Raw genomic sequence first — 23,758 nt, 5'->3', positions numbered from 1 at the left:
CAGGTAGATTTACAGCAAAAATTATGAGCGATAATAGTCACATTAAAGTCATCGTTGGCATGTCCGGCGGTGTTGATTCTTCTGTTTCAGCGTACCTATTAAAAGAGCAAGGCTATCAGGTTGAGGGTCTGTTCATGAAAAACTGGGAAGAAGATGATAATGATGAATATTGCGCCGCCGCTGAAGACCTAAAGGATGCGCAAGCTGTCTGTGACAAACTAGGTATAGAACTGCATACGGTAAACTTTGCAGCAGAATACTGGGACAATGTCTTTGAGTACTTTTTAGCAGAGTACAAAGCAGGTCGCACGCCAAACCCCGATATCATGTGTAACAAAGAGATCAAGTTTAAAGCGTTTTTGGAATTCGCTGCACAAGCTCTGGGCGCCGATTACATTGCCACGGGTCATTACGTACGTAGAGAAGAACGTAACGGTAAATTTGTCATGTGTCGTGGTCTTGATGATAACAAAGATCAGAGTTACTTCTTATATACATTAAGCCATGAACATATAGCTCAAACACTGTTTCCTGTGGGTGATATTGCTAAACCAGAGGTGCGCCGTATCGCTGAGGAACAAGATTTAATTACACACGACAAAAAAGACAGTACTGGTATTTGTTTTATCGGTGAGCGCAAATTTAAAGATTTTCTACAAAAGTTTCTCCCGGCCCAACCTGGTAAAATAGAAGATACTGAAGGCAACGAGGTTGGTGAGCATGAAGGTCTTATGTATCATACTCTTGGTCAGCGCAAAGGGTTGCTTATTGGTGGAATGAAAGAAGGCAATGGTGAGCCTTGGTATGTTGTTGACAAAGACATTGAACGCAACGTTTTGGTGGTGGGACAAGGTAAAGACCACCCTCGCCTATTCAGCAATGGTTTGAATGCTAACCAACTTCATTGGGTTGATCGTATCGGACCTAAAGGCACCACTCGCTGTACCGTGAAAACTCGATACCGCCAAACAGATATTCCATGTACCTTGCTCGTTGGCGAAGACGGTATGGCACGAGTACTGTTTGATAACCCCCAAAAAGCAGTCACACCAGGCCAGTCAGCTGTCTTCTATGCGAATGAAGTTTGCTTAGGCGGTGGAATTATTGACTCGGTGATTAAGTAATGGCAGCAAATTATGTAATGCCACTTGCGGCTATGTGCCAAATAACACACTTAGTTCAAAAAGCGGCTAAGTTTGGTCAATTTAATGAGCGGGAAGTTGAGAGCTTTTTACAAAGTATCGTTAACTTAAACCCAGATAATCCAGAAGACGTTTACCCTGACCACTTTGCATTAAAGTCAGGGTATCGCACCTTGCTTGCACAATTAACCCCACAAGGTGAAAAAGACGTAGAAATGGTTAAATATGTGGGCAGTTTGATGCAGTTGGAAAGAGCTTTATCTAGTAATAAGAAAGCGCTCGATATGCTAGCCAAACGTCTTAAAGATGTAGAACGCCAGTTACAACACTTTAGTCTTTACGATGACACTATTATTGCAGCTCTTGCTGATATTTATGGTGAAGTGATTAGTCCCCTTGGGCAAAAGATCCAGGTATTTGGTCAACCTGAATTGTTAAAGCAAACAGCAATTCAGCAAAGAGTTAGAGCGCTACTGCTTGCGGGTATTCGTAGTGCTGTGCTTTGGCGTCAATTAGGTGGCAAGCGTCGCCAGTTTTTCTTCGGCAAGAAGAAAATTATCGCTGAAGCGCAAAAAAGAATTTAAAACATCGTTCAAAACCAATTAGTTTAGGAGAAATTATGGAGCTTTCAGCGTTAACCGCTATCTCTCCAGTGGATGGTCGCTACGGCAGTAAAACTACCGAATTACGTGGCATCTTCAGTGAGTTTGGCTTAATTAAGTACCGTGTCACTGTAGAAGTACGTTGGTTACAAGCACTAGCCAAAGCCCCAGGCATTGCCGAGGTACCTGCATTTAGCGATGAAGCTAACGCGTTATTAGACAGCATTGTTGATAACTTTAGTGAAGCTGATGCTGCTCGAGTAAAAGAGATAGAACGTACCACAAACCATGACGTTAAAGCTGTTGAATACCTTTTGAAAGAGAAGGTTGCTGATAATGCAGAACTCAACGCAATTAATGAGTTTATTCATTTCGCTTGTACATCTGAGGACATTAACAACCTGTCTCACGGCTTAATGCTAAGCGAAGCTCGTGACAAGGTATTATTACCTTATTGTGACGAGTTACTTTCAGCGATTAAAGACAAGGCTATTGAGTACCGCTCTGTTGCGATGATGACACGTACACATGGTCAGCCCGCATCTCCTTCAACTATGGGTAAAGAGTTTGCTAACGTTTACGTTCGTCTTCAGCGCCAACGTGAACAGATTGCTCAAGTAGGCATTCTTGGTAAAATTAACGGTGCAGTTGGTAACTATAATGCACACTTAAGTGCTTACCCTGATTATAACTGGCACGCACACGCTGAACAGTTTGTAACAAGCCTTGGCCTAACGTGGAATGCATTTACCACACAGATCGAGCCACATGATTACATTGCAGAGTTATTCGATGCGATCGCACGTTTCAACACCATTTTAATTGATTTCGATCGTGATGTTTGGGGCTATATTGCACTTAATCACTTCAAACAGAAAACCGTAGCTGGCGAGATTGGTTCATCCACCATGCCACATAAGGTTAACCCTATCGATTTTGAAAACTCCGAGGGTAATCTTGGTCTAGCAAATGCTATTTTTGCTCACCTAGCTCAGAAGCTACCAGTTTCTCGTTGGCAACGAGACCTGACCGACTCGACAGTTTTACGTAATCTAGGTGTCGGTATGGGTTATGCTCTCATCGCGTATCAAGCAACCCTTAAAGGCGTAAGTAAACTTGAAGTTAACGCTGATAAGTTACTTGAAGAACTTGATCAAAACTGGGAACTCCTAGCAGAGCCAATCCAAACAGTTATGCGTAAATACGGCATCGAAAAGCCTTATGAAAAGCTTAAAGAGCTAACACGTGGCAAACGTGTAAATCAAGCAATCATGGCTGAGTTTATTGATGGCTTAGAGCTACCTGAAGATGTAAAAGCACAAATGAAGCAAATGACACCGGCTAACTATATTGGCCGTGCTGAAGCTTTTATTGACGAGCTGGTATAACTTAGAAGCAAATTAAGCTATAAAGCGAAAGAAGCATTTCTTTCGCTTTTTTTATGGAAAAATTATGTACAAACTGAGTATTAATAGTCTGACCACAGCGCAATTTTTGTCACAGTATTGGCAAAAACAACCTTTACTAATTAAATCCGGTTTCAGCAATTTTGTTGATCCAATTGAGCCAGAAGAGCTTGCTGGATTAGCGATGGAGGAAAGTATTGAATCTCGTTTGATCACCAACCATAATAATGATTGGCAAGCTCACCACGGGCCTTTCGAAGACTTCACTCTACTTACGCCCCAAAACAGCACCCTTTTGGTTCAAGCGGTTGATCACTGGCACCCTGAAGCCGCTCAATTGCTAACACCTTTTAGGTTTATCCCCAACTGGCGAATTGATGACTTGATGATCAGCTACTCAACGCCAGGCGGAGGTGTTGGACCACATTTAGACCAGTATGATGTGTTCATTATTCAAGGCCAAGGCAAAAGGCACTGGCGAGTCGGTTTACCTGATCGTAACTTAAAGCAATTTGCACAAAATAAATCGCTACTTCAAGTTGAGCCATTTGAAGCAATTATTGACGTCATATTGGAACCAGGTGACATCCTATATATTCCACCAGGCTGCCCTCATGAAGGATACGCAGTTGAAAATGCGCTTAACTACTCAGTTGGCTTCAGAGCACCAGATCAAAAAGATTTAATATCAGACTTCGCTGATTATCTTATCGATCATGAACTCGGTAGTACACGTTACAGCGACCCTGATTTGCTCACACCAACATCTATTGGCCAAATCAGCGATGCTGAAATCACCAACGTTCGTCAACTGATGCAAAACGCACTGTTAGATAATGATACTTTCAGAGATTGGTTTGGGAGTATGATTAGTCAACCTAAGCATGACATGGACTTAGCACCACTAGATGAACCTTTAAGCGCAGATAAGTTACTAGACTACCTACAAACAGGTGAGGTCATTATGCGTGCAGGCGGTGTTCGCTCGATATATCAAATTTTAAGTAATTCTATATTACTAAGCGTCAATGGACAGACCCATACATTGCCACTGGAAACTCTGGAAGGTGTAAAACTGTTGACCGATGAAACTGAATTTACAGTATCACAACTTAAAGATTCATTAAGTTGTTTGGAATTTATGAAAACCTTAACTAAACTGGTTAATGAGGGAACGTATTACTTACAAGAAGGCGATGAGTTTGAATAGCTCAACAAGGGCGTTCAAACTGTGACTGTTGCCAAGTTGATTTAGGTTTTTATTTATTACGTGCAAACACTAACACAGTAATTAAATAGCTGCAAAAATAGGCACTTAATAACTTGGTAACCTGCGCAAATTCATTGTGTATTCGGTGGAGGAATCATGAGTTACCATGTTGACAAGGTTAGTTGGCTTCAAAAAAAGGCGCTACTAAAGCAAATTCGTGAGCGAGTATTTGTATATGAGCTTCACATTCCGAAAGAAGTTGAATTTGACTCGTTAGACGCATTGTCGGAACATGTAATTATTCATAGTGAAGAGAATGAAGCAATAGGCACAGGCAGGTTAAGCCCCGATGGTTTGATTAGCAGAATAGCCGTGATTCAATCTCATCGCAACAGAGAAGCATATGCTTCACTGCTGAACTTTCTTGTTCTTTTGGCGAGTCAAAAGGGGTTAGATACAATTTATGTTAATTGCATACTTGATGAAGTGCCTAACTTCGTAGAAAGCGGATTTTTAAAACAAGGGTGTGTATTTATGGAGGCAGGGATCCCAAGACAAAAGCTCAGGTGCCCTATTACCTCATTTAATACCGAACCCTTTACGATGCTTCATTAGCCCAAAGTTGCTCTTTTTCAGCAATTTCATATAATCCATGGGCTCTATCAACAAGTAAGTTAGCAAACTTAACTTGCGTTTGGTCTTGGCCGCTTGTGGCTAAAATATCATCTGCTTTCAACTGCCAACGATATGAAAAGTACTTAATAGCTTCTCGAGCTGTTTTTGCCGCACTTGCTTCCATGTGATCAGTGGGTAAGCGACCTGTGATAACCCAATAATTTTTACCATTTTGCGCCTTCATTTTCCAAATTGCACAAAGTGGCGCTAAAAAGCGGCTTTGTGTATCAAACACCGTACTTGGGATGATACCTTTCTCGGCCAAGTGTTTTTGAGCGTTTTGGAAACACTCTCTTTGCCATTGTCTTTCGAGTTCTTCTATTTGTTGTGTTGTTAATTGTTGTTCGCTCATGACTTACTTCTTATCTAAGCTGGTACTGTGCCAGTAATGTACGGGTTTACGAACTCGCTTGCAAGTACCAGCAAAGTAACATTCTATATTGCACGCGCGTAACCACTATCGCACTTTTCTAGTTGTTACCCAACACTTGTGCAGGATCTGTTTTGGTTGCCTGCCATGCAGGGTAAACACTTGCAAGTATTGCCAGCAAGAGTGTCACAGTCAGAGTAATAAAAATATCTGACCAAACCAATTTTGACGGTAAAAATTCAACAAAATATACGCCGGCCAGTGGATTACTGTTTGGATCCGAATAAATTGCATTGAATAAATCTGGCAGATTTATCGCCATTAAAACCCCAAAAAGCGTTCCAATAAAAGCACCGATTGTCGCGTACGTTACACCTTGCAATGCAAAAGTTGCAAATATCGTACTATCTTTGGCACCCATGGTTTTTAAAATTGCGATATTAGCTTGTTTGTCTTTTACTTCCATCACCATAGATGACACTATGTTAAAGCTTGCCACCGCAATAATTAAAAACACAACCAAGAATACAATCGTTCTAACCATCTGAATATCTTGATATAAGCTTCCCTGGGTTCTAAACCAGCTATTCACATATACTAAGTCAGGAATAGTTTGGCCCGCACTCATCGCTATATCATGTGCGTTGAATACATCATTAACTTTTGCGCGAAGTCCGCTAGCTTGATTCTTGTCCAACCCCAGTGTTTTTTGCAAGGCGCTTATATGGGTTAGAGTCAAAGTCTCATCAATTGGTCCACCCATATTGATAGTCGCAACGACTTGCAAAGTAAGCCTTTTTGGCGCTGCGAGAGGCTGCTCTGCATGCTGGTTAGCTACTAATAAAGTTACTTTGTCACCAATTTGGGCATTAAGTCTTTGTGCAATTTTAGACCCCAAAATAACTTCATTGGCGGCTAATTGTGAGATGGCTTTGCCCTGAATATAACGACCGACATTAGAAACTTTATGGTGTAAATGAGGCACTATAGCTTTTAGCTGTGAAGCCTTGAGCTTACCCTTATACTGCACCATAGCAGTTAAGTTAATCTCTGGCGTTGCAGCAACAATATTTGGATGAGACTCTAGTGTCTCTACCTTCTTAGGCCAATCGGTTATCGGGTCATATGGTGCCTGATAGCTAACGTGTGGCACAACTGAAAGTAGCCGCTCTTCTAACTGCTGCTCAAAGCCATTAATTACCGACAAGGCGACTATTAAAACAGTTACCCCTAACATTACACCCAACGTTGATGCTTTGCTCAGTAAGCTGACGATCCCAGTTCGCCTTTTAGCTTGACGAAAGCGCTTACTCAAAAATGCGCTAAGCATGACTAACCTCAGCAATCACTCCATCGTCGAGTTGAACGCTACGGCCAAGTTTTTCTGCCAACTCCAAATCATGAGTCACCACCACAAAACTGGTATTAAGCTGATGATTGAGCTCTGCAAGTAGTTCATAGATATTAATAGCATTATGCTTATCTAAATTCCCCGTAGGTTCATCAGCCAACACCAATGCAGGTTTAGTAACAAGTGCTCGCGCGATCGCTACACGCTGTCGTTCTCCCCCTGACAACTCTGAGGGTTTATGAGATGCGCGCTTTTCTAGCCCAACACGTTGCAACATAGCAAGCGCTTCTGGTTCAGCTTGCTTGGCACTCATTCCCCTTATCAAAAGTGGCATTGCAACGTTCTCTAATGCAGTGAACTCCATCAAAAGGTGATGAAACTGGTAAATAAATCCCATGTGTTGGTTACGAAACTCAGCTTGCTTTGCTCGGGATAACTTTGCGACCTCTACACCTTTAATAGTTACGGTACCTGACGATGCGGTATCTAAAGTACCGAGGATATGGAGCAAGGTACTTTTTCCAGAGCCCGAACTCCCAACGATAGCAAGCATTTCTCCCTGTTTAATTTTGAGGTCGACACCCTTTAGCACTTCAACCTGTGCTTTCCCATCTTGGTAAGATTTTCCCAACTTCTTACAATCAATAACTAAATCACTCATATCTTAAAACCTCAGCTGGTAATACACTTGCTGCCTTTTTCGCTGGATAAAGTGTTGCAATAAAGCTTAAGGCAATACTTACCAACGTCATCATTAGTAAACCTGACGTTGAAAAAACAACTGGCAAACTGGCGCCCCCCAACAGAGAAAGCCCGGTAAACTCTAAAATTTCATTTATATAGTTGGCCACAAGCAGTCCGAAAAACACACCAATCCCAGTACCAATAAGACCATTGTATAGACCTTGGACCATGAAAACTCGTCCGATCATAGTCGGTGTAAAGCCAAGAGTTTGTAAAATAGCCACCTCCCCTTGCTTTTCTCGAACCATCATTGAAAGCGCAGAAAGAATATTAAAAATAGCAACAATAACTATTAGGCCTAGTAACAGTGACATAATCCGCTTTTCCATAGCAACGGCGGCAAACAAGGTGCCTTGTTGTGACTGCCAATCATCAACAACATATTGCTGTTTCAGGTTAGGCATTTCCTCATAAAACTCAGACAGTGAGAAGGCATCATGCAAAGTAATACTGACATCATATTGAGTGCTATCCGAACGGCGCATTAATCGAGCTAGGCTTTGTCCATCAGCAAAGGCGAGGCTCGTATCCGCTTCACTATTTGAGTCGTAAATTGCTGCCACGCGAAACAACCTCTGCATCGGTACGCGCCCAAGAGGTGTATAACTTGTCACATCAGGCATAATCACACGAACTTCTTCACCAACCCCAACAGAGAGTTTACTGGCTAGATAACGACTGATCATCAACTGGTACTTTTGGGAGACTAAACGTTGAGTGGAACCATTATAAACATAATGCTCAACGGGGTTATTGTAGCCTTCAAACACCCCTTGCAATCGTACACCAACCAACTCTTTGTTGGTTTGCAGAATGACATCTGAGGTCAAATACGGTTGAACACGCTTTACTTGTTGTTTTGTTATCAGTTCAGCCATTAACGACTGACTCTGTTGCTGTGACGCAGCAGTGTGCTTGACTTGTACATGGGGGATCAAGTCAAGCATGGCGGTTTTCAGTGTTTGCTCAAAGCCATTCATCACAGAGCTAACTGTGATCAATGACATTAATCCCAATGAGATTCCGGCTATAGAGAAAAACGATATAAAAGAAATAAATGCGTTACCTTTGGCTGCCGTAGCATACCTTAAGCCAACGAATAGGCTGACTGGCTGAAACATATTTGATTTTGATTATGTTTGAGGTTAATGCAACGCATACTACCACAAACCCGCAGAGCTTTGGTACGTCACAAATTGTAAAAAAATATTGGATATCCAATAGTTAAATGAGATTTTTAGTGTAAAATGCCTGAAATCTCACGGCATGGAAGTTTTATGTTGTCTTTATCTAGATTTAAGCACATGAATTTAAAGGGGGATTTGTTCGGTGGTGTGACTACCGCGATTATATCCCTTCCATTAGCTCTCGCCTTTGGTGTGGCTTCCGGCGCTGGTGCCGAAGCTGGTATGTGGGGCGCAATACTCGTTGGCCTCTTCGCTGCTTTATTCGGCGGCTCTACCTCCTTGATCTCTGAACCAACAGGTCCGATGACGGTCATTATGACCGCAGTTTTAACAACCATGATGGCTAAATACCCAGAAACTGGTATGGCCATGGGGTTTACCGTTGTCATGATGGCAGGTGCCTTTCAAATTTTACTTGGTACTCTCAAACTCGGTAAGTATGTAACATTAATGCCTTATAGTGTTATTTCAGGTTTTATGTCTGGTATTGGGGTGATTTTAATCATCCTACAAATCGCTCCTCTGCTTGGCCATAAAGCTCCTCCTGGTGGTGTTGTTGGCACACTATCAATGTTGCCAGAACTGATAATGAGCCTACATTTTTCAGAGTTGCTCTTGGGTGTCTTAACTCTAGGGATCCTCTTTTATCTACCTGAAAAATACCGCCAGTATGTTCCCGCTCAATTGGTTGCATTAATTGCCGTTACCTTGTTTTCAATTATCTTTTTTGACACTGACAGTATTCGTCGCATAGGTGAAATTCCCAGTGGATTACCCGATATCGTTTTTCCCACCTTTGGTGCTGAAGTTTTTACTGAAATGGTCATCGATGCTCTTATCTTAGGCACGTTAGGTTGTATCGATACACTTCTTACCGCTGTGATTGGCGATAGTTTAACCCGTACCGAACACAACTCTGATAAGGAACTAAGAGGTCAAGGTATCGCAAACATGATATCTGGCTTATTTGGTGCGCTGCCAGGTGCCGGTGCTACGATGGGAACTGTAGTTAACATACAAGTCGGCGCACGCTCTCCTGCTGCTGGTATCATCAGAGCGTTGATTTTAATGGCCGTTGTATTCGTTGCCGGAAGCCTGACTGAACCAATCCCAATGGCCGTACTAGCAGGTATTGCTGTATATGTAGGCTTTAATATTTTGGACTGGAGCTTTATTCAGCGTGCCCACAAATTAAGTCTGATGCAAATGGCCATCATGTATGGCGTTATGCTACTGACGGTATTTGTTGATTTAATGGTGGCTGTAGGGTTGGGCGTATTTATCTCAAATATCATAGTAATCGAACGATTAAGCCAGGTACAGGCTGAGCAAGTTAAAGCCATCAGCGATAGCGATGACGATGTGCCAATGAACAAGCACGAGCGCGAGCTTTTCAATCAAGCACAGGGCCAATTGCTCTATTTTTATCTCTCTGGCCCTATGATTTTCAGTGTTTCAAAAGCAATTGCCAGACAACACCGTGATATTGCCAAGTATAGAGCGATGGTACTGGACCTAAGCGATGTACCGATGTTAGATGTCACAGTAAGCTTAGCGCTTGAAAACGCCATTATTGATGCACTAGATGCAAACTGTGAGGTATTTATCTATTCTCCAAACCCACAAACCAGCGAGCAATTGCATCGTTTCAATATCAATGAACGATTAGGCGGCAGCGCCTTCTGTCAGAGCCGTGAAGAGGCCCTCAATTGTGCACTTGCAGCTATGGCGCCAAACGAGCAAACTGCTCAGCCAAATAATCAAGTAACAAACGTAAGCTCGTAGGCATATATTGTCTGGGCGGATATAGCGCCCAGACCCCCTCCGGCTCTGGCCTAAAATGAGGTAACACTTCAATCAGTCTTTGCTCATTAACGGCTTCTTGAACGTAGTAATGCGGTAGCTGAACCAATCCAATGCCCTTGCAAGCTGCATCTAACAAAGACCAACCACTATTACATGTCAAATTGCCATGTATTGTAATATTACGCTCTTTACCCCCATCTAAAAAACGCCAAGTTCTGCTGTTCCCAATTAAGCAGTTATGCTGAGTCAGTTCATTTAGACTATGTGGCTGTCCATGGTTCGCAAGATAATCGGGTGCAGCACACACGAGGGTATTTCGCCACGAAAGTCTGCGCGCTTTTAGACTAGAGTCTTTTAAGTTTCCAAGTCGAATAGCCACATCTATGCCCATTGCTACAATGTCTAACTGCTCATTACTTAACACCATCTCAATACTGACTTTAGGGTATTTACGCATAAAGTCACTTACCATTGGCATAATATAATGCTCACCATACATAACTGGGGCGGTGAGTTTTAACACGCCAGATGGCTGTTGATCTCTTTGTCGCAGTGCCAAAGTAGCATCATCATAAGCATGTTGTAGGTGTCTTGCATGAGTAAGGAATACCTTTCCTTCTTGAGTCAGAGTTAGAGTTCGCGTAGTCCGGGTAAGTAATTGATGATTTAGCTGCTGCTCCAGCTCTTTTACTCTTCGGCTTATTTGCGCCACAGAGGTATTTAGTTTTTTAGCCGCATGGGTAAATGAGCCTAATGTTGCTACAGCTACAAACTCATCGATACCAGTCCATCTGTCCATTATTACATATACGTAAAAGTGTTTTATTTATATTGATATTATCAAAAATAATAAACTAATTATACTTAGGTATCTTTTACGGAAAATGAGAACGAAGTATGTCTGAATTTATAAAATCAAAAGCCGCTATTGCTTGGGGTCCGGGTCAACCGCTGAGCATTGAAGAAGTGGACGTTATGATGCCAAAAGCAGGCGAAGTATTGGTTAAGATCACTGCTACAGGCGTATGTCATACAGACGCTTTTACGCTATCTGGTGAAGACCCTGAAGGTGTATTTCCCGCAATCCTTGGCCATGAAGGCGCAGGGGTTGTCGAAGCAGTTGGTGAAGGAGTAACCAGCGTATCAGTGGGCGATCATGTTATACCGTTATATACGCCTGAATGTGGTGAATGTAAATTCTGCAAGTCAGGCAAAACCAATCTTTGCCAGAAAATCCGAGAAACTCAAGGTAAAGGTTTAATGCCAGATGGTACTACACGCTTTTACAAAAACGGCGAACCTATTTACCACTACATGGGCACGTCAACTTTCTCTGAATATACTGTACTACCTGAGATCTCTTTGGCAAAAGTTAATCCTGAGGCGCCGTTGGAAGAAATCTGCTTACTCGGCTGTGGCGTAACTACCGGTATGGGTGCGGTAATGAACACTGCAAAAGTACAAGCTGGTGACACAGTCGCTATCTTTGGTTTAGGTGGCATTGGTCTGTCAGCCATCATTGGTGCGACCATGGCAGGCGCCAGCCGTATCATAGGAATTGATATCAACGAAAGTAAATTTGCGCTAGCAACTAAGCTTGGCGCTACCGATGTTATTAATCCAAAAGACTACGATAAGCCCATTCAAGAAGTGATCGTTGAAATGACAGATGGTGGTGTAGACTTTTCATTTGAATGCATTGGCAATGTTGATGTGATGCGTTCTGCACTGGAGTGCTGCCATAAAGGCTGGGGAGAGTCAGTTATTATCGGTGTCGCCGGAGCAGGTCAAGAGATCAGTACCCGTCCATTCCAATTGGTCACGGGACGCGTCTGGCGCGGTAGTGCTTTTGGCGGAGTTAAAGGCCGCTCTGAATTACCTGAAATCGTAGAAAGATACATGGCTGGTGAGTTTAAGCTTGATGACTTCATTACCCATACAATGGCTTTAGAGGACATCAACGAAGCATTTGATTTGATGCATCAAGGCAAGAGCATTCGCTCGGTTGTGCACTATAAGTAGAGGAAATTACATGGAATTAGTCGCCAGCAATAAAGTGGTTGGCGGCTGGCATAAACGTTATCGCCATGCCAGCAAAATCACCCACTGTGACATGACATTCGCTATCTTCTTGCCGGAGACGGTGAATACAGGTAACAAAGTGCCAGTTTTATACTGGCTTTCTGGGCTAACCTGTACTGATGAAAACTTCATGCAAAAAGCAGGCGCTTTTAAGCTAGCCAATGAGTTGGGGGTTGCCATCGTCGCGCCTGACACCAGCCCAAGAGGCGAAGATGTCGCGGATGATCCTAAAGGAAATTACGACTTCGGACTTGGCGCTGGGTTTTACGTCAATGCAACAATGCCACCATACAAAGCGCATTACCAAATGTATGATTATATTACCCTTGAGCTTCCAAAGCTTATTCAGGCCCATTTCCCAGTTACAACACAGCAAGCCATCAGTGGTCATTCGATGGGTGGCCATGGTGCCTTGATCATCGGTATGCGTAACTCGCAAAAGTACTCAAGTATTTCGGCGTTTAGTCCAATCTGTCACCCTATGCAGTGTCCTTGGGGCATAAAAGCATTTACTGGATACCTAGGCATTGATTCTACCCAATGGCAACAGTACGATGCTACGGCTTTGATGTTAAACCAGCAATTTGATAGTCAAGTTCCGATATTGATCGACCAAGGTGACGCTGATAACTTTTTGGACGAGCAACTACAGCCTTGGCACTTGCAAAAGGCAGCTGAGCAAATCAGTTATCCGCTAACTTTAAATATGCGCGAAGGCTACGATCATAGCTACTTTTTCATTAGTAGCTTTATAGACGAACATCTGCGTTTTCATGCTTTGCACTTTTAGCATGATAATGCGAGTGCATCTGTGATGCACTCGCACCTATTTGCCCCATATATCGAGTTACTAGCCACCTTTTCCAAACAAACACTTAAGTCAGACTCTCCTTCGATTGGGTAGCAATATTGCAAATTAACTGACTCTCTCCCACAATAGGATTAATAATCGTTTTATATCAAGGCAAACCATGGAAGTTGAACATCAGGAAATTGCCAATTTTCTGGAAGCTTATCCACCATTTTCGCAGTTACCTCCAGATGCACTCAACAAGCTTGCCAGCCATGTTGAAGTAAGCTATTACCGTGAGGGCAGCGTAGTATTTGAATATGCTCAACAGATCACTTATCTATACGTGATCCGTTCGGGTGCGGTGGAATTACTCAGACGCTCAGGAGAGTTGTATCATCGTATTTCTGCAGGCGGTATTTTTGGTCACCGTGGGTTATTGATGAACCGCAAAGTCCGTTTCGATGCAAACACCCTTGAAGACACTCTCCTTTACTGTATTCCCGTTGATATCTTTGATGAGTATTGTAACGAATTTGAGTTCTTTGCTGATTATTTTGAAGCCGATGATAACGCAAGGCTAAAAATGACGGTCTCAGAGTACGCCGATAACAACGACTTGACCACGGCGAAAGTGACAAAGTTAATCATAAAAGACGTTCTCTACGTCGACCAAAACAGTACCGTACAACAAGCTGCAAAAGTCATGGCCGACGAGCAAGTATCCTCTTTGTTAATATATGACCCAGCCAAACCCGTAATAGAAGACCCCGAAGAAGACGACGCCCAAGTGGTTGGATTAATCAGCGACCGAGATTTACGTTGCAAAGTCGTTGCTAACGGTTTGCCCTACGACACCCCTATTGCTGATATTATGACCAGTGATGTAGCAATCATCGACTCTAATGCATATGTATTCGAAGCGATGATGTTAATGCTACGAGACAATGTACATCACTTACCTATCATGCATAAACGCAAACCTATTGGTATGCTCACACTGTCAGATATTTTACGTTACGAATCACAAAGCAGCTTGCTATTTGTGCAGGGGCTTATGGAGCAAAAAAGTGTTGAAGATTTGGCAAATTATTCAACACAGTTAAGCACCATTTTTACTCGTATGGTCAATGAAGATGCCAACTCACATATGATTGGTTCAGCTATGTCTGTGATAGGCAAAACTTTTAAGCACAAACTATTGGAGCTTGCTGAAGCCAAGTTAGGCCCTGCGCCTATTCCATATTGCTTTATTGCTTTAGGTTCAATGGCGCGTGATGAGCAGTTAATTGTTACAGATCAGGACAATGCCCTGATATTGGATAACAGCTATCAACCGAAAGAACATGGGCAGTACTTTGAGCAACTTGCCAAATTTGTTTGCGATGGCTTAGCGAACTGTGGCTATAAATATTGTGACGGCGGCATAATGGCCAGCAATCCTGCATGGCGACTCACCCTTGATCAGTGGCAAGCGCAATTTAATGACTGGATTGAAAACCCAAAACCCGAAGCATTATTAAATAGCTCGATTTTTTTTGACTTAGAAGGTGTTTGGGGAGAGATAAAATGGGCAGAAAAGCTCACCGCTTTTATTAGTAAAAAAGCTCAGAATACACCAAGTTTCTTAGCAGCTATGGCGCATAACGCACTGAGGAGAACACCGCCTTTGGGGTTCTTTAATGGCTTTGTACTTGAGCAAGATGGACAGCATAGGCGCTCTATGAACATCAAGCGGCGCGGTACTGCGCCTCTTTCGGACTTGATACGTGTCCACGCACTCGCTGTAGGCTCAAGAAAACAAAACTCATTTGAAAGGTTAGAGGATATTAACGAAGCAAACATTCTCCCTAAAGGAAAAGTACTCGACCTAGAAGCGGCTTTAGAATACATCGCGATAATGCGTATAAAACACCAATCTTGGCAGATTGAACAAGGCGAAAAGCCAGATAACAGTTTACCGCCTGAAACTCTATCTGAGTTCGAGCAACGAAATCTAAAAGAAGCGTTTGGTGTGCTAGATAAGGCTCAGAGCTTTTTGAAATTTAGATATCAAAACAAAGCGAAAATGAAATAGAGGTTGCATTGATGACTATGCAAAGTGCTGTTGAATATTATGCAGGGTAAAATTATCTCATGGCAAAGCCGTTTTAAGCGCTTAGCTGAGCTTTCGAAAGACGCTCGACTAAAAAACTTCTACCAACAAGGTGTACCAGACCCATTTTCTACCATGGAAAATACTGAGTTTGTCGCACTTGATTTTGAAACAACAGGGTTAGACCCCAGCAAAGACGATATTGTGAGCGTAGGTATAGTACCGTTTGATCTTAAGCGGATCCGTTGTGGACAAGCAAAACATTGGTTAGTGAAACCCAATTGTACACTTGCAGAAGAGTCGGTTATTTTACATAGGATCACCCACTCCCAAATAGCATTGGCACCGGATCTAACTGAAGTTTTAGACGAAATATTGTCTGCATTAACAGGGAAAATTATTGTTGTGCATTATCAGTTTGTAGAAAAAACATTTTTTCATGCAGCCTTGATGGCAAGATTGTCAGAGGGAATAGAATTTCCTGTTATAGATACAATGGTGATAGAGAAAACCGCCATTGACGAACATAGATCTTGGTTAGATTGGATTAAGCGCAAACCAATTCCCTCGATACGCTTAGCCGATTGCAGAAAGCGTTATGGGCTGCCCTACTACCAGCCTCACCACGCTTTATCAGATGCTTTAGCAACCGCAGAGTTACTACAAGCTCAATCACAGTATTGTTTAGACCCAACAACTATGGTCAAAGATATTTGGCAATAGCAGACAGACTGCAAAGGTAATTTAAAAAGGCGAAACTTGTTCAGTTTCGCCTTTTATATTATTTGAAGCTCACTTTTTATTATTTAAAGCTCACCCGTCGACTTCCGTATTTAGGCTCTGTTCTTAGCCCCAACACTAAACTCACACACATCAGTAACAGCACAAACGTAAATGGCAAACCAGTAGAAATTGCGCCAGCTTGCAATGCCTCTATCGCTTCTGTCCCACCAATCCACAACAGTGCTGCAGCAATCGCACCTTCCGTAGTTGCCCAGAAAATACGCTGTGGCACAGGCGCATCAATTTTCCCACCTGCAGTAATGCTATCAATAACTAATGAACCGGAGTCAGAAGATGTAATGAAAAATACTAACACCAACACAATAGCAATTAGAGATAGCACATTACTCATCGGTAAATTATCGAACATTTGAAACATCGCTAACGGCACTTCGGTCAAACCATCAGTACCTAACGCACCTACGCCATTTTTAATTTGGTCGATGGCAATTCCACCATAAATAGACATCCAAATTACGGTTACAAGTGTTGGAATAAACAGCACTGCAGTGATAAATTCTCGAATTGTGCGCCCTTCAGATACTCGAGCTATGAACATACCTACAAACGGTGACCATGAAATCCACCAAGCCCAATAGAATACCGTCCACCCTTGGAACCATGCTTCATCTTCTCGTCCATGCGGATTACTCAGAGGAATTATATTTTCAATATAAGCCATTAATGTAGTTGGTATATTGCCTATTGCAATTGCAAACCCAACCGCACCAACAAAAACCAGTAATACAAAGGCAATAATCATATTGGTGTTACTTAACACCTTAACACCACCATCAATGCCGCGGACAACCGAAATAATAGCCAGCGCTGTTACGCCAACAATCACTCCTATTTGCAAGCCTAGCCCAGCTTCTATGCCAAACACATGTTCAATACCAGCTCCAGCTTGTTGGGCCCCTAATCCGAGCGAGGTTGCCAACCCAAACAAAGTCGCCAGCACCGCTAAAATATCAATTATATGACCAGGCCAACCCCATGCTCTGTCACCTAAGATCGGATAAAAAATTGACCGTATAGATAATGGTAAGCCTTTATTATAAGCAAAAAATGCTAATGATAATGCGACCACTGCATAAATTGCCCATGGGTGTAATCCCCAATGGTACATAGTAGCGCCCATTGCCATTTTGGCTGCTTCTGGAGTATTAGCGGTGACATTAAGAGGTGTCTCATACCAACCTGTGTAATAGGCGACGGGCTCAGCTACACCCCAAAACATCAGCCCTATACCCATACCTGCAGCAAATAACATGGCTAACCATGAAAGCCTAGAGTAACTAGGCTTGGCACTTTCTCCGCCAAGACGGATTTTTCCATATGGAGAGACCACCAAAGCAAGGCAAAAAACAACGAACAAATTACCTGACCACATAAACAGAGCGTCAAATGTGCCAATAATGTCCCATTTGATGCCATCTAAAGTGGATTTTGCTACTTCAGAATCAACTAGCAAAACGGCGACTAGAAACGCCAATATTAATCCAGCACTGACACCAAATACGGGGTTGTGTACATCAAACCCCCACTTTTGAACATTGTCTTGTCCAACCGTGTAATCGGTATTATCGATACTATACTTATCGTGGTGATTACCCATGATATCCTCTTACTTTTCATCGTGATACGACACCAAGCTTGGTTATGTTTAACGTATCTCACAACATTTGTAATAAAATTATTATGAGCTCCGTCAGCTCGGTAAGAAGTCGTAAGTAGCTCAGTTGCAACCTATTAAACGAGTTTAACGCTGATTAGATATCAGGGCACAACCGTCTGGGTTTGTACAAAATACCAAACACCAATGTAAGTTTAGCCTAATCATCTGTTTACAGATCAAAAATACACATGTAGCTGCGCAAACACTATCGGCTATCATTGCTGCAGGTGCTCTGAACAAAAGTGGTATATGATGGGTTTATGTTAGTTACAGCGACAATATAATGCCTTGAATATTGTAATTAAGATAAACCAACCAAACTGTCTATAAATCTGTTTGTTATTTCAGCTTGATAATCAGTCAATACAACTTGCAACCACTCTATCTTACAGACCCTTTTAGTTTAGGGCTTCATACACAAAAGTAAATGGCACCTGAGTTTTTATTTGAAAATCATCGCTATCAAAGCCTTGAACGGCCAGACCTATAGAAAGCACTGTACAAATATCACCCAACTGGTACAGTTTGCAGACGTCTTTGAACAAGTAAATCAAAACAGCCAATACATAAGATGAGCGTATTTTGACGGGCACATTCATGCCTCTTCGCGGGTATTAGCCGATGCTCACAAATCAAACGGCTCAGCTCAAGAAAGTGTAGGTTGAATAAATAATATAAAAAAAACGTTGATTAGCTCCAATAATTATTGAGACTCCTCATCAATCTACCTAACAATATACGGTCCAAATAATTTTATAAATAACAATAGGAAATCAATTAAAATACAAACTCACCCAACCACAATAAAAACACCACATTATGAATAGAACCAATAAGTACAGCAATTATAAGCCAAGCGACAAGAGAACATATTTATATAAATATAACACTGCTACATTAATGCTAAAATTCTTATCTATATATGAATTGGATATTGGATAGCCGAAGGGATAACAACTAAAATTTACGCTTAGATATTTTCTGTTTTAGTCCCTATGAAAAGGAAGCAGCTAGGCCACTTCCTCGTTGTAAAACTAATCTGGATAGCAACCGTTACAACTTCTAACTCTACTCCACCAGCCACCACCTGCTATTTCATTCGTTGCTTCTTGTGGTATTTGATTTTCCTTTGGCATTAGTGATTTTACTTCTTTCTTTTTTAATTTTGGTTTCATAACATTTCCTTGATTAAATCCAAAACCACCATATCAAATATCACAAAGAGAAATAACCTGACAAATATAACAGTATATAAATTTTAAAATAATTTAATAGAAGAATTATAACCAACAAATAAGCTTCACCTCACATTTAAAAGCTTTTAGCCATAAATTATCTTTTATTTTTACTAGCATACTTTCAAGCATAAAAAAGGCGCTCTTCCGATGAGCGCCCTACTTTGCTTAACAATGCTTTTCTAGCTGATATCCATGTATTGGTTGATCCCCGTTAAAGATATAGTTTGTTCAAAACCTGGGATAGTGAGCGAATCTTTGCTGATCAGCAAACCTGACTCATCAATTTGTCCTTCTCCAAAACGATAAATTAATTCATATTGCCCTAAATCAGCAGCTTGTTGATATTGGGCTTGCGCTTGTTTCGTTTTGACCAATTTGCTCTCATACTCGGTGAATACAAGCTCTGAGTAACGTTTTTCTAAAAGGCGCATAGTTTGCTTTGGTGAAAAAACAGTTGCTGTCGCATTGTTGCCTCCAAAGCCCTTAGAATTAATAAATGCAATATCCATATCTTCGCACTCATAATGTTGTGTACGAATATCTAAGTGTTCACTGTAAACATCCTCTGCAACTTTATCTATGGTGGTTATGCCTGGCATAATGTTATGGCTAAACACGCCAAGAGCCATTGCAAGTTGGTCGCCACTTGCAGGAGCAATGGTGTGCCCAACATATGCTTTAGGTGCGGCGACTTTCCAGCCATTGATCGAAAATGCTTGTGCGACTTTATGATAAATTAAAGACTCGGTCACACGATTTTGTGGTGTGCTAGATCCATGGGCCAGGATAAAGCTACGAGTTTGTAGCGCTTCACGGCCTGCAATTTGCTCCGCTAAGGCCACAGACTTTGCCATCGTAATATAATTACCCGGTCCCGGTGCTGTAATTGATTTTTTTATCCCGTCGGCATTCACAAAAACATCTACAACAGAGCCCATGATTTCAGCACCTAAAGACAAAGCTAATTCATCGTCCATTAGGATAGCAACCTGTGCACCTTCACCTATGGTAAAACCACAGTTGTCACCGAACGGTCGGCTAGTGCGGCGGTAGTCAACTTGCTCCGTGCTATCGAGTTTTTTTAATCCTTCTTCGTTAGCAAGTGCACCCATCGTACCAAAGCCTTCTATAACTTCAGGTGTTAAGGCACATTCAACACTAGCAACGATTGCAATACGCGTTCTACCTGCCTGAATATCATTCACAGCAGCACGCATGTTATACAAAAACGTGGCACAAGCACCGGATGCTGTAAACGTTGTGCCTACATTACCCGTTACATAAGCGTTGATGAAGTCAGTAGACATCGTGTTTAAGCCCAATGCTAACTGCTTAGTGCTAACACGCTCCCCTTTCATGCGTGCTCTGACAAGACCGCCAAATCCTTCATCATTCATTTGTCCCGCTATTGAAGCAGAGTAGGTGCCAATTTGATCTGGTCTGACACTGTTCATAACCTGTTGCCAATCTAATCCTGTAGAACGCACCGCATCTGTAGCTGCAAATATAGTCGCTTGTAACCCTCTTGGCTGATAACGGCTGTTGTACATCTTGGCGGGTTCAAACCCAGTTGGGAACTGCCCTGCTGCTTTAATGGGATTATCTCGATAGCTATCATGTTTCACATCCAGTTGATCTGGAACCAGCACTGAAACCGTTTTGTTGTCTACCTCTTCTATGGTCCAGCTTGGAGGGACTGGTGATGGCAGATCTCTTTTGCGACATGTGAACTTAAAGCCTTCTCCATCGCAGCCTTTTATTGTGAGTTTTTGCTGCCAATGCGTCGCATCAACATCAAAATGGTTGTTTTCAATCTTGCGAATTAAAGTGCCCGCTTTAATTTGTTCACCTAGCAGAGGTTCAATTTGATCGGCTGTAATCACACTGCCATCTTTTACGAGAACTAAGCGGTCATCTTGAAAAGAGACAAGATTCATTAGAGTCGCTAAGCCTAAAAACGTTTCCTGTCGTGCCTTTTGAGTCAACTTGTCTAAAACAATACGACGAAATCCCTGATGAAATGAGGTGCGCCCCGCGGCGTTAATACCCCCCATACCAACTATTAAAGGTAATGCTGTCATGTGATTCATTCTATATAACTAACAATACCATTGATTTTAGTTGGAAGTTAGAAACTAAATAATGCAAAATTAGCCAAATAATATAACTTTTAAGCCAAACCTGAATGGTCAGACCAGATGAATCAAACCATTAGTATTGCTTTTACCCTCTATGAGCACATGCTGCTAACCAGTGTCACTATGCCCGCAGAAATGTTACGTGCGGGAGAAGCCTACGCAAAAAGGCACTTAGGCGAAGCTTTTCGTCCTTTGAGATTGTCTTGGCTGAGCGAACACAGTAGGCCACATGAAAATGAACTCGGCATGCAAGTCGTTCCAAATGGCGATTTAAGTCAGATAGCACAACAGGACTATGTCATTGTGCCAAGTATCTGGCGTAACCCAAGACCCGTCATTCGCAAAACCCCCAAATTAGCTCGTGAGTTAAAACTAAGTTGGAGTAACGGTGCTACAATAATTGGGGTAGGAACTGGAGTATGCTTTTTAGCTGAATCTGGTTTGCTTAATGGGCACCCTGCTACCACACATTGGCACTATGCCACACAGTTTGAGCGCAATTACCCAGAAGTAAATCTGAAACCCGATTTTTTCATTACACAATCAGAACGTATTTACACCGTTGCCAGTTTAAATGCGTTAGCAGATGTAATAGTGCATTTAATTTCACTGCTTTATGGCAGAGCCGCCGCCCATCACGTGCAACAGAATTTTTCTCACGAAATACGCAAGCCATACGAAGATCAACGCTATATGGAAGGAGCTGTAGATAAGCACCCTGATGAACAAATTGCTGCGATTCAATTTTGGCTAAGAAATAACTACAGTAATGAGTTATCTCTGGCGCAAGTTGCTCGGCAATTCGACTTGAGCCAACGTACATTCAATAGGCGTTTCAGAGCAGCCACGGGACAAACTGCGACTGACTATCTACAATCTCTGCGCCTCGAAGGTGCCAAGGAACTGCTGGCTAGTAGCAATTTATCTATTCAAGATATCGCGCTGTCAGTGGGTTTCAATTCTCAAGGCTTATTAACTAGGGTGTTTAAAACGCGTCTTAATCAAACGCCGAGTGAGTATAGAAAAGTGGTTCGAAGAAAGCTGTTCTCTTAGCCTCATTACCTTAAATGTATAAGCATTTAATTTTTAACATTTCACTAAAAGTAGATGTGAAAGATATGATAGTCGACCTAGATGTCTCTTTTAATATTACTGTGAAGGGAGTCAACATTTATCACGTTATACAATCAACAGCACCACTTCATTAATCTCCCCCGAGCTCTTGGAGGTGCTTAATTAAATAGTGATTGATATAAGAAGAAGCATTGATAAGCTCCCTCTTATGCAAATTATCTATACTTAATCAGGCTCGCCATATGAGCGGCAGATTCTCCACTCTGTAGGCCACCATCCACCGCCCGCAATTTTCTTTGTTGCATCATTTGGCAGTAAGTTATCGTTATTAGATAGAGACTTCATTGGTTTCTTTTTTAGTTTTAATTTCATTACACTTCCTTATTTATTTGTTTAGTGTCGCAAGGATAATAACAGTCAATATAATATAGATAACCTGACACTATTATCAGTAGAAAATTATGAATTATGCACCAAAGTACGAATCGTCAGAGAAGGAGTTTTCAATTAACACATCAAACACTCCAGCATCAATGTTCCATATAGAATTTAAAAGACACTGCTAACATTCAGCCATTTACTGTACCTGTAGACCAGTTGAATTATATATACCCCCTTTCAGCCAGCAATTTCTTAAATACCAAAAATAGAAGATTTAATTTCATAAAGTTAGTATATATTACAAAGCTAACAAAGAAGTGATTAGCACAATTTCTAACGTTAATTTCGTTTAATTTACATTAAATAGCAAGATAAAATCAGTCACGCAGACCGCCTTGTGAAAGTAATTACAGATGAAATATATACCGACAACTTCTTAGGGCAGCAAGGTTGAGAAAAAATAGTTATGCATTGTTAATAACAATCAATAACTATCGAAAAGAAATCGAAACTATATGAAATATGAAGGACATGAGCACTTTGTTTTAATCAAACTCTCATTTTACCGAGTAATTACAATGTATCAACAGCTTCCTGTATGCAGCTATTGATATATGAAAAAAGAAGCACATGAGTGCTTCTAGTTCAAAGATCTATGATTAATCTGGCTCGCCATATGACGGCCACGATATGCTTCCACCTGCAATCTGTTTAGTTGCATCAAGTGGCAGTTTATTGTCATTGTTAGATAGAGACTTTATTGGTTTCTTTTTTAATTTTAAGTTCATCCAAATTTCCTTTTTATTCGCAGAGGCTGTGTATCAATAAGAGTAGTAAGAGCATCCTATACATGAGTAAACAGAAGTTGACACTGTCAAAATACCCTCAATTAGATGTTAACTAAAAATATTTTATTAAACTTAAGTAACAGGTATGAAGCCATTTAATATCAACGTATATAAGAAGAAGCGCTTACTTACCCCCTATTCATTATACTCAACCATGA

General features: G+C 41.6%; 22 protein-coding genes. 11 read left to right on the top strand and 11 right to left on the bottom strand.

The window, feature by feature from the left end; translation table 11 throughout:
* The first annotated feature begins 23 nt into the window (after positions 1 to 23).
* The 5 genes from mnmA to BIW53_RS02740 all read left to right on the top strand — a co-directional run bounded on the left by mnmA (position 24) and on the right by BIW53_RS02740 (position 4,975).
* Entirely contained in the window at positions 24 to 1,124 is a 1,101-nt protein-coding gene (mnmA, locus tag BIW53_RS02760; protein WP_070990291.1) for a tRNA 2-thiouridine(34) synthase MnmA, read from the top strand.
* On the top strand, positions 1,124 to 1,726 hold the full coding sequence (gene hflD, locus BIW53_RS02755) for a high frequency lysogenization protein HflD (RefSeq protein WP_070990290.1): 603 nt from the start codon (positions 1,124 to 1,126) through the stop codon (positions 1,724 to 1,726). The genes mnmA and hflD overlap by 1 nt, the downstream gene beginning before the upstream one ends.
* 35 nt (positions 1,727 to 1,761) lie before the next feature.
* On the top strand, positions 1,762 to 3,132 hold the full coding sequence (purB, locus tag BIW53_RS02750) for an adenylosuccinate lyase (protein ID WP_070990289.1): 1,371 nt from the start codon (positions 1,762 to 1,764) through the stop codon (positions 3,130 to 3,132).
* 64 nt (positions 3,133 to 3,196) lie between these two features.
* Positions 3,197 to 4,360, top strand: coding sequence for a cupin domain-containing protein (locus BIW53_RS02745; protein ID WP_070990288.1), 1,164 nt, complete (start codon positions 3,197 to 3,199; stop codon positions 4,358 to 4,360).
* 156 nt (positions 4,361 to 4,516) lie between these two features.
* Positions 4,517 to 4,975: a GNAT family N-acetyltransferase gene (locus tag BIW53_RS02740; RefSeq protein ID WP_070990287.1), complete on the top strand. Its 459-nt coding sequence runs from the start codon at positions 4,517 to 4,519 to the stop codon at positions 4,973 to 4,975.
* Here the strand turns inward: BIW53_RS02740 and BIW53_RS02735 are convergent.
* From BIW53_RS02735 to BIW53_RS02720, 4 genes are all read right to left on the bottom strand, one after another.
* Positions 4,959 to 5,387, bottom strand: a complete 429-nt coding sequence (locus tag BIW53_RS02735) for a DUF4826 family protein (RefSeq protein WP_070990286.1) — start codon at positions 5,385 to 5,387, stop codon at positions 4,959 to 4,961. The two genes, BIW53_RS02740 and BIW53_RS02735, sit on opposite strands and share 17 nt — an antisense overlap.
* A 118-nt stretch (positions 5,388 to 5,505) precedes the next feature.
* Complete coding sequence (locus BIW53_RS02730) at positions 5,506 to 6,735, bottom strand: lipoprotein-releasing ABC transporter permease subunit (RefSeq protein ID WP_070990285.1); 1,230 nt, start codon at positions 6,733 to 6,735, stop codon at positions 5,506 to 5,508.
* Positions 6,728 to 7,417: a lipoprotein-releasing ABC transporter ATP-binding protein LolD gene (gene lolD, locus BIW53_RS02725; protein WP_070990284.1), complete on the bottom strand. Its 690-nt coding sequence runs from the start codon at positions 7,415 to 7,417 to the stop codon at positions 6,728 to 6,730. Before lolD ends, BIW53_RS02730 begins: the two co-directional genes overlap by 8 nt.
* On the bottom strand, positions 7,410 to 8,621 hold the full coding sequence (locus BIW53_RS02720) for a lipoprotein-releasing ABC transporter permease subunit (RefSeq protein WP_070990283.1): 1,212 nt from the start codon (positions 8,619 to 8,621) through the stop codon (positions 7,410 to 7,412). Before BIW53_RS02720 ends, lolD begins: the two co-directional genes overlap by 8 nt.
* 156 nt (positions 8,622 to 8,777) lie before the next feature.
* On the opposite strand from BIW53_RS02720, the gene BIW53_RS02715 reads away from it, so the two are divergent.
* Complete coding sequence (locus BIW53_RS02715; protein ID WP_070990282.1) at positions 8,778 to 10,472, top strand: SulP family inorganic anion transporter; 1,695 nt, start codon at positions 8,778 to 8,780, stop codon at positions 10,470 to 10,472.
* Here BIW53_RS02715 and BIW53_RS02710 read toward each other — a convergent pair.
* Complete coding sequence (locus tag BIW53_RS02710; RefSeq protein WP_070990281.1) at positions 10,411 to 11,292, bottom strand: LysR family transcriptional regulator; 882 nt, start codon at positions 11,290 to 11,292, stop codon at positions 10,411 to 10,413. The two genes, BIW53_RS02715 and BIW53_RS02710, sit on opposite strands and share 62 nt — an antisense overlap.
* A gap of 98 nt (positions 11,293 to 11,390) precedes the next feature.
* Between BIW53_RS02710 and BIW53_RS02705 the strand changes: the two genes are divergently transcribed.
* The 4 genes from BIW53_RS02705 (at position 11,391) to BIW53_RS02690 (ending at position 16,183) form a co-directional block, all read left to right on the top strand.
* Entirely contained in the window at positions 11,391 to 12,515 is a 1,125-nt protein-coding gene (locus tag BIW53_RS02705) for an S-(hydroxymethyl)glutathione dehydrogenase/class III alcohol dehydrogenase (RefSeq protein ID WP_070990280.1), read from the top strand.
* Positions 12,516 to 12,525: 10 nt separating this feature from the next.
* Entirely contained in the window at positions 12,526 to 13,365 is an 840-nt protein-coding gene (gene fghA / locus BIW53_RS02700; protein ID WP_070990279.1) for an S-formylglutathione hydrolase, read from the top strand.
* 181 nt (positions 13,366 to 13,546) lie between these two features.
* The gene (locus BIW53_RS02695) at positions 13,547 to 15,442 is read left to right on the top strand and encodes a DUF294 nucleotidyltransferase-like domain-containing protein (protein ID WP_070990278.1); all 1,896 of its coding nucleotides are present in this window, start codon (positions 13,547 to 13,549) and stop codon (positions 15,440 to 15,442) included.
* Between the two features lie 39 nt (positions 15,443 to 15,481).
* Positions 15,482 to 16,183: a 3'-5' exonuclease gene (locus tag BIW53_RS02690; protein WP_070990277.1), complete on the top strand. Its 702-nt coding sequence runs from the start codon at positions 15,482 to 15,484 to the stop codon at positions 16,181 to 16,183.
* Positions 16,184 to 16,262: 79 nt separating this feature from the next.
* Here the strand turns inward: BIW53_RS02690 and BIW53_RS02685 are convergent, their stop codons facing one another.
* The 4 genes from BIW53_RS02685 to BIW53_RS02675 form a co-directional block, all read right to left on the bottom strand.
* Complete coding sequence (locus BIW53_RS02685) at positions 16,263 to 17,861, bottom strand: BCCT family transporter (RefSeq protein ID WP_070990276.1); 1,599 nt, start codon at positions 17,859 to 17,861, stop codon at positions 16,263 to 16,265.
* A 458-nt stretch (positions 17,862 to 18,319) separates the two neighbouring features.
* The gene (locus BIW53_RS02680; RefSeq protein WP_139158767.1) at positions 18,320 to 18,514 is read right to left on the bottom strand and encodes a hypothetical protein; all 195 of its coding nucleotides are present in this window, start codon (positions 18,512 to 18,514) and stop codon (positions 18,320 to 18,322) included.
* A 441-nt stretch (positions 18,515 to 18,955) separates the two neighbouring features.
* Positions 18,956 to 19,096 (bottom strand): hypothetical protein, encoded by a 141-nt coding sequence (locus BIW53_RS20810; protein ID WP_175442080.1) that lies wholly within the window; start codon positions 19,094 to 19,096, stop codon positions 18,956 to 18,958.
* Between the two features lie 242 nt (positions 19,097 to 19,338).
* Positions 19,339 to 21,240, bottom strand: a complete 1,902-nt coding sequence (locus tag BIW53_RS02675) for a beta-ketoacyl synthase (RefSeq protein WP_070990274.1) — start codon at positions 21,238 to 21,240, stop codon at positions 19,339 to 19,341.
* Between the two features lie 117 nt (positions 21,241 to 21,357).
* Here BIW53_RS02675 and BIW53_RS02670 point away from each other — a divergent pair, with 117 nt between their 5' ends.
* Positions 21,358 to 22,350 carry a GlxA family transcriptional regulator gene (locus BIW53_RS02670; protein ID WP_070990273.1) on the top strand — a complete coding sequence of 331 codons (993 nt, stop codon included), beginning with the start codon at positions 21,358 to 21,360 and terminating at the stop codon, positions 22,348 to 22,350.
* 246 nt (positions 22,351 to 22,596) lie between these two features.
* Here the strand turns inward: BIW53_RS02670 and BIW53_RS20805 are convergent, their stop codons facing one another.
* Positions 22,597 to 22,743, bottom strand: coding sequence for a hypothetical protein (locus BIW53_RS20805; RefSeq protein WP_175442079.1), 147 nt, complete (start codon positions 22,741 to 22,743; stop codon positions 22,597 to 22,599).
* Between the two features lie 668 nt (positions 22,744 to 23,411).
* A complete protein-coding gene (locus BIW53_RS21180; protein WP_281179851.1) occupies positions 23,412 to 23,540 on the bottom strand; it encodes a hypothetical protein in 129 nt (42 codons plus the stop codon).
* Positions 23,541 to 23,758 lie beyond the last annotated feature (218 nt).

Origin of the sequence: Pseudoalteromonas byunsanensis (assembly GCF_001854475.1) — a bacterium.
GTDB classification, from domain to species: domain Bacteria; phylum Pseudomonadota; class Gammaproteobacteria; order Enterobacterales; family Alteromonadaceae; genus Pseudoalteromonas; species Pseudoalteromonas byunsanensis.
This window is presented reverse-complemented; position numbering and strand designations above follow the sequence as displayed.

What these genes read in the sequence shown, in the direction of transcription:
- fghA (WP_070990279.1), top strand. Translation starts at nt 12,526, where the DNA reads ATGGAATTAGTCGCCAGCAATAAAGTGGTTGGCGGCTGGCATAAACGT.
- BIW53_RS20810 (WP_175442080.1), bottom strand. Translation starts at nt 19,096, where the DNA reads ATGAAACCAAAATTAAAAAAGAAAGAAGTAAAATCACTAATGCCAAAG.
- BIW53_RS02675 (WP_070990274.1), bottom strand. Translation starts at nt 21,240, where the DNA reads ATGACAGCATTACCTTTAATAGTTGGTATGGGGGGTATTAACGCCGCG.
- BIW53_RS20805 (WP_175442079.1), bottom strand. Translation starts at nt 22,743, where the DNA reads ATGAAATTAAAACTAAAAAAGAAACCAATGAAGTCTCTATCTAATAAC.
- BIW53_RS02690 (WP_070990277.1), top strand. Translation starts at nt 15,482, where the DNA reads ATGCAGGGTAAAATTATCTCATGGCAAAGCCGTTTTAAGCGCTTAGCT.
- mnmA (WP_070990291.1), top strand. Translation starts at nt 24, where the DNA reads ATGAGCGATAATAGTCACATTAAAGTCATCGTTGGCATGTCCGGCGGT.
- BIW53_RS02720 (WP_070990283.1), bottom strand. Translation starts at nt 8,621, where the DNA reads ATGTTTCAGCCAGTCAGCCTATTCGTTGGCTTAAGGTATGCTACGGCA.
- hflD (WP_070990290.1), top strand. Translation starts at nt 1,124, where the DNA reads ATGGCAGCAAATTATGTAATGCCACTTGCGGCTATGTGCCAAATAACA.
- BIW53_RS02715 (WP_070990282.1), top strand. Translation starts at nt 8,778, where the DNA reads ATGTTGTCTTTATCTAGATTTAAGCACATGAATTTAAAGGGGGATTTG.
- BIW53_RS02735 (WP_070990286.1), bottom strand. Translation starts at nt 5,387, where the DNA reads ATGAGCGAACAACAATTAACAACACAACAAATAGAAGAACTCGAAAGA.
- BIW53_RS02710 (WP_070990281.1), bottom strand. Translation starts at nt 11,292, where the DNA reads ATGGACAGATGGACTGGTATCGATGAGTTTGTAGCTGTAGCAACATTA.
- BIW53_RS02685 (WP_070990276.1), bottom strand. Translation starts at nt 17,861, where the DNA reads ATGGGTAATCACCACGATAAGTATAGTATCGATAATACCGATTACACG.
- BIW53_RS02705 (WP_070990280.1), top strand. Translation starts at nt 11,391, where the DNA reads ATGTCTGAATTTATAAAATCAAAAGCCGCTATTGCTTGGGGTCCGGGT.
- BIW53_RS02745 (WP_070990288.1), top strand. Translation starts at nt 3,197, where the DNA reads ATGTACAAACTGAGTATTAATAGTCTGACCACAGCGCAATTTTTGTCA.
- BIW53_RS02670 (WP_070990273.1), top strand. Translation starts at nt 21,358, where the DNA reads ATGAATCAAACCATTAGTATTGCTTTTACCCTCTATGAGCACATGCTG.
- purB (WP_070990289.1), top strand. Translation starts at nt 1,762, where the DNA reads ATGGAGCTTTCAGCGTTAACCGCTATCTCTCCAGTGGATGGTCGCTAC.
- BIW53_RS21180 (WP_281179851.1), bottom strand. Translation starts at nt 23,540, where the DNA reads ATGAACTTAAAATTAAAAAAGAAACCAATAAAGTCTCTATCTAACAAT.
- lolD (WP_070990284.1), bottom strand. Translation starts at nt 7,417, where the DNA reads ATGAGTGATTTAGTTATTGATTGTAAGAAGTTGGGAAAATCTTACCAA.
- BIW53_RS02740 (WP_070990287.1), top strand. Translation starts at nt 4,517, where the DNA reads ATGAGTTACCATGTTGACAAGGTTAGTTGGCTTCAAAAAAAGGCGCTA.
- BIW53_RS02730 (WP_070990285.1), bottom strand. Translation starts at nt 6,735, where the DNA reads ATGCTTAGCGCATTTTTGAGTAAGCGCTTTCGTCAAGCTAAAAGGCGA.
- BIW53_RS02695 (WP_070990278.1), top strand. Translation starts at nt 13,547, where the DNA reads ATGGAAGTTGAACATCAGGAAATTGCCAATTTTCTGGAAGCTTATCCA.